This is a genomic window from Paenibacillus sp. Paensp111 (assembly GCF_059492195.1).
Genome location: NZ_CP168527.1, coordinates 933356 through 948638, shown reverse-complemented (window position 1 = coordinate 948638; position 15283 = coordinate 933356). Strand labels below are relative to the sequence as shown.

At 49.2% G+C, this 15283-nt stretch carries 17 protein-coding genes; 7 read left to right on the top strand and 10 right to left on the bottom strand.

All coding sequences use genetic code 11. From position 1 onward, the window contains the following. Positions 1-64 precede the first annotated feature (64 nt). A complete protein-coding gene (locus ACEN86_RS04370) occupies positions 65-1714 on the top strand; it encodes a DUF2339 domain-containing protein (protein WP_495633140.1) in 1650 nt (549 codons plus the stop codon). Between the two features lie 109 nt (positions 1715-1823). After that, positions 1824-2801 (top strand): aldo/keto reductase, encoded by a 978-nt coding sequence (locus ACEN86_RS04365; protein ID WP_495633139.1) that lies wholly within the window; start codon positions 1824-1826, stop codon positions 2799-2801. A 170-nt stretch (positions 2802-2971) separates the two neighbouring features. Here ACEN86_RS04365 and ACEN86_RS04360 read toward each other — a convergent pair whose 3' ends face one another. From ACEN86_RS04360 to ACEN86_RS04350, 3 genes are all read right to left on the bottom strand, one after another. After that, positions 2972-3583 (bottom strand): alpha/beta hydrolase, encoded by a 612-nt coding sequence (locus ACEN86_RS04360; protein WP_495633138.1) that lies wholly within the window; start codon positions 3581-3583, stop codon positions 2972-2974. Then, positions 3580-4530: a ring-cleaving dioxygenase gene (locus ACEN86_RS04355; protein ID WP_495633137.1), complete on the bottom strand. Its 951-nt coding sequence runs from the start codon at positions 4528-4530 to the stop codon at positions 3580-3582. Before ACEN86_RS04355 ends, ACEN86_RS04360 begins: the two co-directional genes overlap by 4 nt. Positions 4531-4598: 68 nt before the next feature. Beyond that, positions 4599-5045: a MarR family winged helix-turn-helix transcriptional regulator gene (locus tag ACEN86_RS04350; RefSeq protein WP_495633136.1), complete on the bottom strand. Its 447-nt coding sequence runs from the start codon at positions 5043-5045 to the stop codon at positions 4599-4601. Between the two features lie 187 nt (positions 5046-5232). On the opposite strand from ACEN86_RS04350, the gene ACEN86_RS04345 reads away from it, so the two are divergent. Beyond that, positions 5233-6159, top strand: a complete 927-nt coding sequence (locus ACEN86_RS04345) for an exonuclease domain-containing protein (protein WP_495633135.1) — start codon at positions 5233-5235, stop codon at positions 6157-6159. Positions 6160-6390: 231 nt separating this feature from the next. On the opposite strand, the gene ACEN86_RS04340 is transcribed toward ACEN86_RS04345, so the two are convergent. Together ACEN86_RS04340 and ACEN86_RS04335 are read right to left on the bottom strand one after the other, a co-directional pair. Then, the gene (locus ACEN86_RS04340) at positions 6391-7557 is read right to left on the bottom strand and encodes an MFS transporter (RefSeq protein ID WP_495633134.1); all 1167 of its coding nucleotides are present in this window, start codon (positions 7555-7557) and stop codon (positions 6391-6393) included. Between the two features lie 52 nt (positions 7558-7609). Continuing rightward, a complete protein-coding gene (locus tag ACEN86_RS04335) occupies positions 7610-8125 on the bottom strand; it encodes a mismatch-specific DNA-glycosylase (protein ID WP_495633133.1) in 516 nt (171 codons plus the stop codon). A 570-nt stretch (positions 8126-8695) separates the two neighbouring features. Between ACEN86_RS04335 and ACEN86_RS04330 the strand changes: the two genes are divergently transcribed. Genes ACEN86_RS04330 through ACEN86_RS04320 form a run of 3 tightly spaced genes read left to right on the top strand, consistent with a single transcriptional unit; the run spans position 8696 to position 9735 of the window. Further along, complete coding sequence (locus ACEN86_RS04330; RefSeq protein WP_495633132.1) at positions 8696-9334, top strand: RNA polymerase sigma factor; 639 nt, start codon at positions 8696-8698, stop codon at positions 9332-9334. Next, complete coding sequence (locus ACEN86_RS04325) at positions 9307-9477, top strand: YvrJ family protein (protein WP_246021877.1); 171 nt, start codon at positions 9307-9309, stop codon at positions 9475-9477. The genes ACEN86_RS04330 and ACEN86_RS04325 overlap by 28 nt, the downstream gene beginning before the upstream one ends. A 6-nt stretch (positions 9478-9483) precedes the next feature. After that, positions 9484-9735, top strand: coding sequence for a helix-turn-helix domain-containing protein (locus ACEN86_RS04320; protein ID WP_495633131.1), 252 nt, complete (start codon positions 9484-9486; stop codon positions 9733-9735). Positions 9736-9866: 131 nt separating this feature from the next. Here the strand turns inward: ACEN86_RS04320 and ACEN86_RS04315 are convergent, their stop codons facing one another. The 5 genes from ACEN86_RS04315 to ACEN86_RS04295 form a co-directional block, all read right to left on the bottom strand. Then, positions 9867-10499 carry a DedA family protein gene (locus tag ACEN86_RS04315; RefSeq protein ID WP_495633130.1) on the bottom strand — a complete coding sequence of 211 codons (633 nt, stop codon included), beginning with the start codon at positions 10497-10499 and terminating at the stop codon, positions 9867-9869. Between the two features lie 239 nt (positions 10500-10738). Next, positions 10739-10912: a hypothetical protein gene (locus ACEN86_RS04310; RefSeq protein WP_185897324.1), complete on the bottom strand. Its 174-nt coding sequence runs from the start codon at positions 10910-10912 to the stop codon at positions 10739-10741. After that, on the bottom strand, positions 10909-11925 hold the full coding sequence (locus ACEN86_RS04305) for a TIR domain-containing protein (protein WP_495633129.1): 1017 nt from the start codon (positions 11923-11925) through the stop codon (positions 10909-10911). Before ACEN86_RS04305 ends, ACEN86_RS04310 begins: the two co-directional genes overlap by 4 nt. A 93-nt stretch (positions 11926-12018) precedes the next feature. Continuing rightward, positions 12019-12609 carry an SLOG family protein gene (locus ACEN86_RS04300; RefSeq protein ID WP_495634213.1) on the bottom strand — a complete coding sequence of 197 codons (591 nt, stop codon included), beginning with the start codon at positions 12607-12609 and terminating at the stop codon, positions 12019-12021. Between the two features lie 352 nt (positions 12610-12961). Further along, positions 12962-13945 (bottom strand): Gfo/Idh/MocA family protein, encoded by a 984-nt coding sequence (locus ACEN86_RS04295; protein ID WP_495634212.1) that lies wholly within the window; start codon positions 13943-13945, stop codon positions 12962-12964. A gap of 178 nt (positions 13946-14123) precedes the next feature. On the opposite strand from ACEN86_RS04295, the gene ACEN86_RS04290 reads away from it, so the two are divergent. Next, a complete protein-coding gene (locus tag ACEN86_RS04290) occupies positions 14124-15263 on the top strand; it encodes a zinc-dependent alcohol dehydrogenase (RefSeq protein ID WP_495633128.1) in 1140 nt (379 codons plus the stop codon). Positions 15264-15283: the final 20 nt, after the last annotated feature.

Here is a 15283-nt window from a genome sequence, read left to right as displayed (position 1 = left end):
ATTACCAAATTTATGAAGTTACTTTAACTCAGCTGTACGGCAACTTAAAGGAGGCGCCTTAGTCTTGGATATCCATCGACGGATCGATGAGCTGGAGAAGAAAGTGCTGCGGCTGGAAATGCAGCTTGAACACATGCAGCATCAGAATACAGCTCAGAAAGTAAAGCCTTTTCCCAAAGCCAAAGCCCCTGATCCCCGAATAGACTGGGAGCATTTGATTGCACGGGTCTGGCTGCCAAGAGTGTTCGTGCTTGTGCTGCTTCTGGGCATCTTGTGGGGATTCAAAGCGGCTGTCAGTGCGGGGTTCGTCACTGAGCCTGCCCGCTGCATACTCGGCCTTGGTGCTGCCGCTCTCTTGTTCTGGTACGGGGAGATTCAATTTCGTCACAAACGTCTGGCCCTCGGTCAGGTCCTGCAGGGCGGATCAATCGCAATTCTGATGCTTACCCTGTTTGCAGCCCATATGTTATACGAGCTGATTCCGGCTCCGCATTCGTTCGTTCTCTATATTCTCTCTATAGGGGCAGGCGTCTTTACCGCCATTCGGCACAGGTCTCAGGTGCTGATCATGATCACCATGGTCGGCGGTTATCTAATCCCCTTCCTGATCCGCTCGGAGGTGCCTAACGCCTGGATCTTTGCCGGATATGAAGCTTTGTTCTCGGTGGCCATTATGATTATCGCGGTCCTGTATTCCTTCCGCATTTCATATCTCACAGCATTCTTCATGCTTCATATTCCTTTGTTCGCACTGTATCTGGGCTCGGGCACAGAGTCCATTCGTTATGCTTATTTAACCGCCATATTGCTTCAATACTTCGGATTATTCGTCCTTTCATTCTTCAGACCGCTTATATTTGCCCGTGGCAATCAGATCCTATTGTTCACCGGGTTCGTGCTGCTCTCTGGCTGGACGGCTCTCCTGTTCCATGGAGATCAAGCGATCATTTATCAAATCACAACCGCTGTATGGGCATTAATCTTCTGCCTGACCGCCCTATGGAACTTCATCTGGAAGAAAGATTACTCGCTCTACGTCAGCCTGGCTGCTTTGGGCTGCTATCTCTGGCTATTTGACATACTACAAGCGGCTACCCTATCCGCTGCCCTTATCGCCCTGGGGACGCTCGCCCTTCTGCTCGGTATCCTATCCAGGCGAGTTCTTCAGCTTGCAACAGGCGGATTGATCTACATGACGGGCATCCTATGGCTGCTCCTGCATCCCATACCTGAAGTGCTCTCTATTGAATCTGCAGCTTGGATTATACTTCTAGGCTCAGCAGCTCTGGTGGCCAAAGTCCTTAACAAGCTTCCTGAGCAGCCTTACTTCCTGCTTAGGCGTTCCGTATGGAATTGGGCAGATCCGGTACTGTTCTTGATCTTCATCACTCAAATTACTGACATTCTTACCCGGGGGTTAGACTTTGACAGCAGGCACCTCATCCTATCTGCCATATGGGCGCTGTACGCCGTAGCCATCATCGTGGCCGGAGTAGTCTGGAAGATCCGCAGCGTAAGGTTTACGGGCATTTTCTTCTTATTTCTCACCCTGGCAAAAGTAATCTATTTCGACCTCCCGGGTGTAACGATGGCCATCCGGGCTGTGCTGTTCATGGGTCTCGGCGCGATAGGAATCGCTGCCTCCCGGCTGCTGTACCGACGAATTCCTCCCGAACAAGGCCAAGGCAGTACGCCGGATCATCCTAATTCGTAAGACTCAGCTATTCAGCTGTTCGCATTAGGTTCCTCACTTTCTTGAAAGGCCGTTCTTTAAGCTGTATGTTTAAAGTGACTAACATCCTTGAATAACCATGGAGGTAACTATGAGAATTATGCCGCTTGAGAAAAGAGGAATATCTACGAGCCGCCTTATTCTGGGCTGTATGCCTTTCGGCGGTGAATGGAACGACGCGCCCATCACGGAGGAGCATGTGCTTCAGGCAGAGAAGGCGGTAGATGCCGCCCTCTCCATTGGCATATCGATGTTCGACCATGCCGATATCTATACCCGCGGCAAGGCGGAACAGACCTTTGGCAGAATTCTGCAGACGCGGCCCGGGATGCGGGAGCAGATTGTTATTCAGTCCAAGTGTGGAATCCGGCTTGGGGACGAGGAGGTTCCTGGCCGCTTTGATTTCTCCAAGGAACATATTCTCGCTTCGGTGAACGGGACTCTTCAGAGACTTGGCACGGACTATCTGGATGTACTTCTCCTTCACCGTCCGGACCCGCTTATGGAGCCGGATGAAGTGGCCGAAGCCTTCGGCAAGCTCAAATCCTCTGGAAAAGTACGGTACTTCGGAGTCTCCAACATGAACGCTGCCCAAATCCGCTTTCTGGAACAGGCCCTGCCGGAGTCACTCGTTGTGAACCAGCTGGAGCTCAGTCTGGAACGGCTGGACTTCCTGGATCAAGGCGTACATGTGAATCAGAAGGCTGGAACCTCTGTGGGCTTCTCCGAAGGTTTAATGGAATACTGCCAGTCCAGCGATATCCAGATTCAGGCCTGGGGGCCTCTTGCTCAAGGCAAATTCTCGGGAAGACCGCTGGATGATCAGCCTGAGAATATCAGAGCTACTGCCGCCCTTGTCCAGCAGATGGCTCATGATAAAGGCACCACCCCCGAAGCTATCGTACTTGGCTGGTTAATGAGACATCCGGCCAAGATTCAACCGGTGATAGGCACAATCAATCCCGAGCGGATTCGGGCCTGCCGGGATGCCGAAAGCCAGTCACGAATGATGACCCGTGATGAATGGTACAAGCTGTATGTCTCTTCACGGGGAGTGAATCTTCCCTAATTGGCAAAGGATAAGGTTGGGCCGTAGTTAGTCCATGGTATATAGAACGAACAAAGAAACCGTTCCTTGGGTAGATGGCAGGTGGTACTTCCATTCTATCTAGGGACGGTTTCTTTTTCTCAATACACGAAGTACCTTGAGCTGTGTTCGTTCTTAGAACCCCGCAAGCATCAGGATGTGAACTTCCCTTGATACCATGCTGCTGCGGCGCTCACTTCTGTCTGGGTAAGCTGATGGCCTCGCTGCTCCCAGTGAACTTCTACGGATGCATTCGCCGATTCCAGCAGTGAGGCCAATTCTTCGGTCTCAGCAGGCGGACACATCATATCATTGGACCCTGCTCCTATGAAGATGGGCACTCCCGTTAAGTCAGGCAGCTGAATCCCCCGGCGGGGAACCATAGGATGATGCAGTATCGCTCCTCGCAGCGTGTTCGGATAGTGGAATAACAGACTGCCCGCGATGTTAGCCCCGTTGGAGTAACCAATCGCTGTGACATTACTCCGGTCGAATCCGTACTGTACTGAGGCTGTATCCAGAAAAGCGTTCAGTTCCCCGGTCCGGAAGACCAGGTCCTCTTCATCGAACACGCCTTCAGCCAGCCTGCGGAAGAACCGCGGCATGCCGTTCTCCAGCACATTCCCCCGTACGCTTAGGTACGAGGCTGTAGGATCGATCAGCCCTGCAAGAGGAACTAGATCCTGTTCAGTCCCCCCGGTTCCATGCAGCAGCAGCAGGGTTGGAGTACTCAGGTCCGATCCCTTTTGAAATAAATGAATCATGATTGATCCCCCTCCAGTACACGGACTTTGAATGGAAGAAGTCCTGCCTCAATCTCAGCCCGGTTCGGCTCGAACCATTCCGGCAGCATCAGCTTCTCACCCAGAGCATCCGCAGGTTCATCATTATCGAAGCCCGGTGTATCTGTAGCAATTTCGAACAGGATCCCGCCCGCTTCGCGGAAATAGATAGCATTGAAATACTGGCGATCTACAACCGGGGTAGGTTGGAATCCATGCCCAAGAATATGGGCTCTCCATTTGGCATGATCTTCATCATCCGCAGCACGCCAGGCAATATGGTGAATCGTCCCGCTTCCACCTCTTCCAAGCTTCACGGGTTCTGCATTCACATCTACAATATTACCCACATCGCCAAAAGCCTGATAACGGACCCACCCGTTCTCCTCGCCCACTTTAACGAGACCCATGACATTCTCCAGCAGGTCCATCGTCTTCGCTGGGGCCATACTCAGCAGCTGTGCACCGCCGAATCCTTTGATGGCTTTGTTCGCAGGGACACCCCCAAATGACCACTCGCTCTCCGGCCCTTCCTCCCGTTCCACAATTTCCAGATGCAGCCCGTCATAGTCCTTGAAGTTAAGGTAAGCTTCGCCGAATCTCTCGGTTCTCTCGGCCTCAACGCCTAACCGCTGCAGACGTTCCTCCCAGAAGGACAGCGTTCCCGCCGGTACGGCGAAGGTCACAGTCCCCACCTGCCCGCCGCCTACTTCACCAAGACGAGATTCAGGCCAAGGGAAGAAGGTAATGGCAGTTCCCGGACTGCCAATTTGGTTCCCGAAATATAAGTGGTACACTTCAGGTGCGTCAAAATTAATAGTCTGTTTTACCAGTCTAAGTCCAAGTACTCCTGCATAAAAGTCAACATTCTCCTGCGGGTTCCGAACAAAAGCGGTAATGTGGTGAATTCCAGCGGTTTTTTGTGTCATGATCTACACTCTCCTTAATAGTTTGGATTAGAATATCTTAAATTTAAGATTTATAGTAAAAAAATTTGCTATCCTGTCTCTGTCTTCTTCGCTGACTTGCCCAGCTTCTTCAGCAGCGAGATCGTCATCTTCTTCTCTTCAGCCGACAGACCTTTCATCAAGGACTCAATGACATCTGCATGCTCGGGAAAGATCTGATCAAATAACGCCTGACCTGCTTCTGTAATCGCAGCATATGTCACTCTACGGTCATCCGGACAAGGAACCCGCTTGAGCAGTCCCTTCTTCTCCAGCTTATCAATGTTGTAAGTAATACTTCCACTTGTCACCAGAATCTTGTCGCCAATCTGCTGCAGCGGGAATTGTCCTTTATGGTATAGCAGTTCGAGTACCGTGAATTCGGAGGTAGACAGTCCGTACTTCTTCATATCTTTGACTGCATGATCCATAATGATCTTATGCGATTTGGACAATACCACCAGCAGCTTAAGCGAAAGCTCTCGATCGCTCTTCATAAGTCTCTCCCTCCTTTGATCTAATTATTTATCTTAATTTAATTTATCTTTAATTTAAGATAATTATACATCGGGTATTTACAGCTGTCAAATGTTTCGTGAAGGAATCCTTCCCCGCTAAGGAAACTCGAATCTATTTGGTGTAAAATAGAATACAGCAGATACTAGAAAGGGTGGTGACACTTCGATGAATTTTGTCTCGCTCGATTTCGAGACGGCGAATATGAGGAACCGGGGCAGTGTGTGTGCCGTGGGAATTGTAGTCGTCAGAGACGGTCAGATCGCAGAGGAGTTCTATTCACTTGTCAATCCGCTCGATGACTTCGATCCTTATGTTGTTCAGATCCACGGGATCACCCAAGAGATGGTAGAAGACGCCCCTACTTTCAAGGAACTTTGGGACTCCATCGGGCCTTTACTGAATAATCAAGTTATTGTGGCACACAATGCCGCTTTTGATATGAGCGTACTGAGACATTGCATGGTCTTACATGAACTGCCAAGTGAAGGATTCAGCTATCTATGCTCCTACCTTCTTGCCAAAAGAATCTGGCCGGGGCTAACCAGCTACCGGCTTAATTCCATCAGCAGGCATCTGGATCTGGACGCCTTCCGTCACCATGACGCGCTCGAAGACGCCAGAGCAGCCGCACTTGTATTCATGAAGTGCATGGAGAAGTCCGAAGCCTTACTCGCTCCCGAGCTTGCTGCTCACTGCGAATACCGGCTGGGTTCAATCCAGCCGGATTATACTCATATTTCTTTTGCCTCCACCCGCAGCAGCGGGGGAAGTGTCCGGGCCAGCCAGATTGCCCCCTCCGTATCCCAGTTCGATGAGAATCACGTTCTGTATCGCAAAAATGTCGTGTTCTCCGGCACGCTCGGGTCACTTTCCCGGCGGGAGGCGATGCAGCGGGTTGCCGATGCTGGCGGATTGCTGACCGATCAGGTGCTGCCGAATACCCACTACCTGGTGGTGGGTTCGAAGGATTATATCAAGCACCAGAACGGAACCAAGAGCAACAGCAAGATCCGCAAAGCCGAGAAGCTGTCTTCTTCCGGACGGAAGATCCGTATTTTGCCCGAAGAAGAGTTCCTGCCTTTGCTGGGGTAAGCAGGTAGTGCCCCTGGTAACAACACAACATTAGTTAGCCCACAGTGATGATGGACGATATCTTAAATCTCGAGAATTTGGTCATACGCAGCCAACACATGGGTCGGCTGCTTTTTATCACTAGCAGTTAAGTGAAACAGCGATAGTCTAGGACTCTTTTCTCGTCCTTGGCTATCGCTGTTTATTTTGTAAGAGAGTTATGTTCAATATTCATGCAAGAACCCCTTAGCTTCATTTTTGTCCCGCAGCTGCTTGCTTTCCTGCCCTTGCAACATACCAGAAGCAAGCTACGCCCATAACTGCGCTCAATGTACAAATTCCATACATAAGCGCCGGGCCACCGGCATGAAGCAGATATCCGTTGAACAGATTCCCCAGGATACCTGCAAATCCGCCGCTGACCATGCTGAACAAGCTTTGACCCGTGGCCTGAAGCTCTTTTCTGGCCGTACCTGAGACATAATTCACCGCAGCGACATAATAGAATCCGAAGGAGATCCCGTGCAGCACCTGAACGGATATGGCTACAAAAGGATACGGGAATAGAGCCTGCAGCGCCCAGCGCAGGGCATAGACGATGGAGGCCAGAACCAGCGTTCTTTCGCGTCCGTACTTGTTCATGACCCTGGCAGCGACTAACATGGCGGGGACATTCGTCGCTGAAGCGATGGCAAAGGCAATCCCGGTCATCCCAAGCGACCCCCCAATGGACTTGAAGGCTAGGGCAAAATAAGTATTAAAGGCCGTCAGGGTCTGGCTAACCAGCAGGCATCCGCACAGGAAAATAATAAACTGGCGATTGCGGAGCAGCTCCTGTAGTCCCGATCTCATGGAGGAGGCTACACCGGCATGAATGCTCATCGCGGGTCTTGGCAGAGAGAATGCCACTGCCGCTCCTGTCAGGCCTAGCAGGGCATAAGGTATCCATAAGCTTGTAAGCGGATAATGGATCAAATAGTACCCGCCAAGGTACCCTCCTACCGAGAAGCCGATGCTTCCGAACAAGCGGATGGTGCCATAGGAAGTATTCGCAGCCTTGGCTGCCGTTACCGCATAGGTATCCGCAATCGCCGATTGAGGAGTGGAGAAAAGCGCTGCTGCGCCGCTGACCACAGCGAGCAGAAGCAGGCTGTGCGAATTATAACCTATGGCAAGCACCGCCGGGATTGCGCAGCTGAGGATCAAGGTGAGACGTGTGATCTGGAAGCGGTCTACCGTCAGTCCCCAGATCGGCTGCACCAGCACGGAGATGAGCATGCCTAGCGAGGTCACAAATCCGATCTCGCTGCTGGTAAGCTGGTTATGTACAAGAAGCAGCGACAAATAAGGGATGAATACGCCTCCGGATAGTCCTGTTGCGAGATAGAAACCACGAATCTTAGTAAGTTCTGCTTTCACCTGATGTTCACTCCTAATTATGAGTACAATCCACGAATGAGCCTTCCTGCTTCTATTCCTCTTCCAAAGACACAAACTCCTTAAGTCTGCTATAGATCTCCACGATCTCTTCCATCGGCATTCGGACAAGACCGCTTGAGGAAGGGGCCACAAATTCATGAATTCCTTCCACAAAGGAATCGGGCTGCAAGCCCCAATCCACCCTTGTCCTGCGGGTGAACTCCGTATATACCCCCTTGCCCACAAAGCAGGCAATCTGCGGCCGGTAACGCTCCAGCTTGCTTTTCAGAATAACCCGGCCCCCGCGGTATTCCTCCCGGGTAATATCCTCAACACCTCGCGTCGGTCTGGCTACAATATTCGTGAAGCCATACCCAAGCTTAAGCAGTTCTCCATCCTCGGAAGCCTCATACAGCCTGGGCGTGAGTCCCGACCTGTGAAGAATTCTCCAGAAGTTATTGCGGGGATTCGCGTAATGATGACCCACTTCGCCGGAACGCAGACTCGGATTGAAGCCAATGAAGACAATCTGAAGACCATAATCCAGATGATCCGCAATCTCATTCATGAAAGAACTCCTCCTCTTCTTCAAGTAATTAATCATATGAAATGAATGATAGAGCCCCGTCTAATCGGCGAGAGAGAAATCTCATTTACAAAATTAATAACAGCAAGTAAACTAGGTTGTTTTTCTTTGCACCTGGGACACTTTATTACTATAAGCCAATATATGGAATAACGAATGATTGCTTCATTCATAGCTCAGATTCATGTTCAGAGGCTTAAATACCCAGAGGGAGGGGTTGTCATGGCAGGTTGATCATTTCGTTCACTGTAATCCATGCCGTTTGTGATGTCCAGATGAGCTTGGCCCGATTCTCTGAAAAACCACCGCTATCTGCCGCCCCTCCTCCAGCAAAAGTCCTTCTATATGTCTAATTGATAAACAGCCTATAGACTCATGCCAATTAATTCCATTTATGAAATAATCTATACCTACTGTGTTTTAATTTTCTTAACACTCAGAACGTATGTTCAATAACAGGTTTATTTTGGATATAACCCTAATATCTTATTAATAAGATCGGAAGCAAGGAATGAACCTTGGCCATTCATATAACGAAGGGGGTTTAGACTTATGAAAGTAAGAGCTTTAACCCGCGATGAGCTAAATATTTTTGAGAAATATGCAGCCGTTCATGAAGCCGCCTTCCGCAACCCTGTCATTAAGTCCTTCTTCAGCCACACGCCTCATGTCTCTATTCTAGTAAGCGCTATCAAAGGTCATATAGAAAGCTGGGACCGGATTCAGGATGCCTTTCGGCAGCATCTGTTCCAGCTTCGCTTCGTACGATATATGGCTTCCGTTGTCCAGCTGTCTACTCTTTCCTTTATCCGATCTAACCACCGAATTCATCACCGGAACCCCTTGATTATTGATCAGATGAGCTCTGAGGAGAGCCATGGAAGTGATTCTCTCCTATTTGATTATAGCCCATCTGTGGATTACTATTTCAAGGAATATTCGGCCTTTGCCGAGAACATTGAGGATGAGAAGCTGTACGGCTCCTTCCGGTTGTTAACCCATAAGCAGCAGCAAATTGTACTTATGTCCTATGTTCTATGCTATAGAGACACGGAGATCGCCGAAAGCCTTCAGGTCAGTCCGCAAGCGATATTCAAGACACGCCAGTCAGCCCTGAACAAGCTCCGTTCCTCCGTCCGTCCCGATAAAGGAGGTGATGACAAGTGGATGAAGCACTGCTCAATTTCCTGATGCATGCCATTAACAATGTCGGTTTTCCCATCGTGGTTAGCGGGTATTTGTTCTTCCGGTTTGAAAAGAAACTGAGTTCGCTGGATCATTCAATCCAAGAATTAGATGCAGATTTCCACAACACACAAAGAGCAAAGGAGTAGCACGCAATGGAGAATGATACACTGCTAGATCTGGTGATCAAGGCCCAGCAAGGGGACCGGGACGCCCTCTATCAAATTCTACACCAGTTCGCTCCACTGATTAAAAAGCACAGCAGAATGGCCTCCCCCTCCGATCAAGAAGATCTGGAGCAGAGTATTCACGAGAAGCTAACCGAGAAGATTCTGTCATACGACCTGAGTCGTATCCCAAGCTTCACGGATTTCATAAGTTCTTTGGACCGAGACGAGACGAAATAAAGCGTCTCTAGCAAGGATAATTTAAAGCAAAAGAAGCCCGTTCATTGGGACATGGAAGTACGAGCAACCATGCCAAGGAAGGGCTTCTTTTGGTATTTATCCTTTATCATCTGCAGCTTCTAATCCTCTCTTTAGTCCTGTTCTTTTTGCCGGCCTGAGGTTCTTAACCATTGGCGAATAGCCTTGAAGTTTCGCTTGATCAGAAGTCCGGCTATCAGCATGATCAATCCCACCACAATAGCGGCAGCGGAGTACTGGGAGATGAGGTGAAGGAGCAGCTCGATTTTTCGCCCGAATATTTGGCCGATCATCACATAAGTCAGAACCCAGAGAATTCCGCCTATACAATTATAGACAAGGAAGGTCCTCAGCTTAACCTTGAGAATACCGGATAGGTAGCCTGTAAAATGTCGTAGTCCTGGAACGAAGTAGCTGATCAGAATGAGCTTGTCGCCATATTTGCCGAACCATCTCGTCAGCTTGAGCCTTCGGCCCTCATTCAGAAAAAGAAACCTTCCGTACTTCTCCAGCAAGGGTATGCCCAGCCTATAACCAAGCAGATAGGTTAACAATGTCCCCACTACGGCCCCTCCATAGGAATAGGCAATAATTAGCGGGATGCTGAAGCTCCCATGTGTAGATAAATGCCCCGCTATGGCCATAGCCAGCTCACCCGGGAATGGGATGGCCAGTGACTCCGCAAATAGTCCAAGAGATAACACCAAATATCCATATTGTTCAAACAAACCGCTGATCCACTCCATGATTACGCCCCTAACCATCTATAGTTAACTCAGGTGCTTACCAGTCTACCTGCAAATAACCATATTTGTAATTGGCTGGGGTATAGTCTTGGAGCTGGACTTTGGTCTTGGAGAACCCTGGACCCGTCTGCTGTTCATCAGGGGCTCAGTACACATTTATCTAACAAAAAAAGATGCCTGCCGCACGCCACCGTGCGAAAGACACCCTTCATTCGTTAAGGACCATGAGGATCCTGATATTAAATTCGATATACCGGCTTATCATACTCGGCCTTACGTTCATAAAGCACCGTGAACGCCTCTTCATCTTCCCCATCCAAGGTAGGAGCCAGCACAATCTTCAAATGACCCGGCAGCAGAATCGGACTCTTCAGTCTGTATCTTCTGAAAGTCATCCTAGGTCTGGATTTCATGACGTTTCCCCTCCCAGCAAATCATGGATTGAATCAAGCAGCGTCTTATTTACATAACAGATCGTCTCGAACAAGGTCTCATTCACCTGGACTGTACCCTTCAGATGAATGGTGAAGACATACCTCTTAGCTAGAGGATAACATAAGATATATTCCTTCACAATGGATTTGCGGTTACGCTGGCTAAAAGATACATTCCCGCTGAGATGTACATCGACCACATGAATAATCTCGTGCGCGGCCTTCTTATCCTGATTCACCTCAAGAGAATATTCGCGCCCAAGCTCGCCAATTCCGTCACTGCCAACCTGCCGGATCACCCGTTCCTCCGCCTTGAACAGCGCTGATCCACTGACGGTGTAAGGAGCTGCTTCGAATGACAAGCGCAGCGCTCGGCATATCCGGTTGTACAGCTCAGTTCCCATCGAGGGCTTATGATTGAGTTCTTCAAAGAAGCCGATAATCCGCAGCAGGCGGTCGCGTTCTTGGGCGGATTGCTGCAAAAGCTCAGCCGGGTCAGTATTCTTGAAGCCCAGTTCCGCAAATCTGGCCCCCATTTTGCCGCATGCTACTCCAACAGATGAGTTCCAGTTCTTCGGATTGAACTGATAGGTTAACGTTGTCATCCCGAACAGATCAGAAGGGGTGCGAAATCCGTCTACCTGTATCTCTTCATCGTTCTCCTGAACAGGAATATGGGCAGGCAGCATAAAGAAGACTCTCTCTCTGCCCAGCTGACTCCAGAACAGTCCCATTTCAAATATCGTATTGTCTCTTGCCGTATAATATAACTTTCCTCTGATAGTGGTGACATCGTCCGGATGAAAAATAAATACGGCGAAATCGCTCTCATGAATTTGAACTTCCAAATCCTCCATCGTATAACGTCCCGCCTGAAATACCCCTCTGTGCCAAGGGGTAACCACTGCAAAATGCTCAAGCTCTTCCTGAACCGCATTAACAATTGGAATGGCTTCCTTTGATGAGCCGATAAATACGGAAGGTCTGTTCATGTCATCCCCCAAATCACCATAATCTTCCTTATTGGGATATTATAACATGCATGAGCCGCCCAGAGACACGACAAAGCCATGGATTACAAAGGGTTACCAATCCTCGGGCAGACCCAAAGGTTCATCTCCGGGGCGCTCGTTCATGGCCTCTTCATCCGCAATGCTCTGGATGTCCTCCGAAGTTAAGCTTAAGTACAGATAGCCCTCCTGTTCATGCTTCTTCCAGGCCCGCTTCTTCATAAATTTGGGACTGGCCTCCCCTGCATCCTCGTCATAGAACAGGAGAATCCCTTCTGTCTTCCGCAGCAGCAGATTATCCCGGGCGGTAAGCTGCCACACTCCGTCATAGGGCTGGTTGCTGACCGCTCCATAGTAATCGAGCTTCCTGATGATCTGCTCATAATACTCCTTCTTGTCTTCCTTCCAGTTCTCCTCCGGATTCTTGTAGGCTGTGATGATTGAGCATTTCAGATGAGGATACACTTCCTTAAGTTCCAGTGCGGCTTCACAGGCCCATAGATCAACACCATATTGACCTGGCGTAATCACCCACTCCAATCCTTCTTCAATCAATGGGATCAATTTCCCCTTTATCGCCTTCCGTATATAAGCAATCCCTTCGTGCTTCTGATTGTATATCCCGAGTTCATGGGCACGGTAACCGGTCACGAGCAGATTTTTGATAGTCATCACTTGTCACACCTTTATGCTAAATAAACCCACAATAAAATATTCACATATCTGGGTACGCTTGGAACTACGAGGAATGCTTGGACTTTCGGCCGCTGTTGTCTCCAGATTCCTTTATCATTCACATTGTTCGGTTGAAATCCGGAGACAAAGGCGGTCGCTTTCGCTCCTACAGTTCCAAGCTTCCCCTACGTTCCGCCTTCCTTACATGTCAATTTCTCTAAATTCATTATACAGCCTAATCTTGTGAAGGCATTATACCATGCTGGCACACAAAAAGGGACGCTCCCCAAGGTCCAGTGACCTTGCAGAACGTCCCCATTCTCCAGACTAATTTGGTGGAACCTCAGTCGATATCCGCCTTATATTTCAGACCGATCTGCCGTCTGGCCTCTTCCATAATTTCGGCTACAGCCAGCGAAGTAGCATGGGAGTTAATCTCACTTATCCGTTCACCGCTTAAGATGAGGTCCATGAACTCACGGGCTTCATAATACATGGATTCATGCATTTGAGGCTTGGTAAGATCCTCAATCGTTCCGTCCCGGTAATGAATCTTCACGGAATAGGGCTGATTGATCTTATCAATCACCATCGTTCCGTTCTCTCCCTGTATTTCCGTCGGCAAATAGGAATCGCTAATCTTGGAATGCATAACTACGCCTTCCATTTCATCATACTTCATAATCAGACTGCCTTCCCCGTCCACACCCGATGACAGCATGACCCCAACAGCCTGAATGGAATCCGGCTTGCCGAAGAGGGCTACCATAGGATAGAGACAGTAGATTCCCAGGTCCATCAGAGACCCGTTGGAATACTCAGGATTGAATGCATTAAGCACAGTGCCCTGCTTGAAAGCATCATACCGGGAGGAGTATTGGCAATAGCTCGCCGTATAACGCCGGACCCGGTCTAATTTATACAAGTTATCCTTGATCACTTTGAAATTAGGCATCAGCGTTGACTTGAGTGCTTCCATCAGCACCACATCGTTCTTCTGTGCTGCTTCGATCATACGCTGTACCTCTGCCGCGTTGGACGCCATAGGCTTCTCGCACAGGACATGCTTCCCATGGTTCATACAGAGAATCGCCTGCTCCGCATGATAAGAATTCGGACTAGCGATATATACCGCATCCACTGAATCGCTTGAGAGCATTTCCGTAAGATCCGTGTACACCTGTGGACCGCCATATTTTGCCGCAAAGGAACTGCCTTTCTCTTTGGTTCGTGAATATACGGCCGCCAGAACAAATTGATCATTCTCCAAAGCAGCTTGTACGAATCGTTCTGTTATCCAGTTCGTTCCGATAATACCGAATCGTATCACCCTGTCTCATTCCTTCCCTCAATATATCGATATGATTATTCTCTCACTCTGTAAAGTCGATGTCTACCTCGTCAGGTAAGGTTCATAAGTTTGGAAATTATTTTCCATTGGCTTCGTTTAAAAAATTAGATACCGGGTATATTTCAACTATTACCACTTAGGAGGTCGAGCATCTATGAAAGCAGTTACCTTTCAAGGAGCCAAGGATATTCAGGTAAAGCAAGTGGAAGATCCCAAGCTGGAGAAGAAAGACGATATTGTTGTGCGCATTACCTCAACAGCGATCTGCGGATCGGATTTACATATTTATCTCGGCGCACTTCCTGCCGCCAAGGATTACGTCATAGGCCATGAACCTATGGGCATTGTGGAAGAGGTCGGGCCTGAAGTGACCCGTGTCAAAAAAGGGGACCGTGTCGTTCTCCCATTCAATATCTCCTGCGGGCACTGCTTCTACTGTCAGCACGATATGGAGAGTCAGTGCGACAATTCCAATCGTAACGAAGAGATTGATACGGGCGGCTACTTCGGATTCACGGAGCGCTATGGGAACTATCCCGGCGGACAAGCCGAGCTTCTGCGAGTACCCTACGGCAACTTCATGCCTTTCGTGATTCCCGAATCCTGCGAGCTTCCGGATGAATCGCTGCTGTTCATGTCCGACGTGCTTCCAACTGCCTATTGGAGTGTGGAGAATGCCGGTGTGAAGCCAGGAGATACTGTAACCGTTCTGGGCTGCGGACCGGTTGGCCTCATGGCCCAAAAATTCGCCTGGATGAAAGGTGCCAAGCGGGTAATCGCTATTGACAACGTCCCTTATCGGCTGAACAAGGCCAAGCAGATGAACAATTCGGAAGTGTATAACTTTGAAGATTTCGATGATATGGGCCAATATATCAAAGAGATCACGAGCGGCGGGACCGATATTGTTATCGACTGCGTGGGGATGGACGGGAAGAAGAATGCTATGGAAGCTATCGGACAGAAGCTGAAGCTGCAAGGCGGTACGCTGAGCGCCCTGGATATTGGTATTCATGCTGTCCGCAAATTCGGCACAGTGCAGCTAACCGGTGTGTATGGTTCTCTGTACAACATGTTCCCTCTCGGGGATATTTTTGAGCGGAATATTACGCTGAAGATGGGACAAGCCCCGGTCATTCACTACATGCCGAAGCTGTTCGATATGATTACCGCAGGAGAATTCGATCCGACGGAGATTATCACGCACCGGGTTCCGCTTGATCAGGCCAGCGATGCTTATAAAACGTTCTATGAACATGAAGATGAGTGTATCAAGGTCATCTTGAAGCCTTAGATCCGGCAAGAACACAAGAG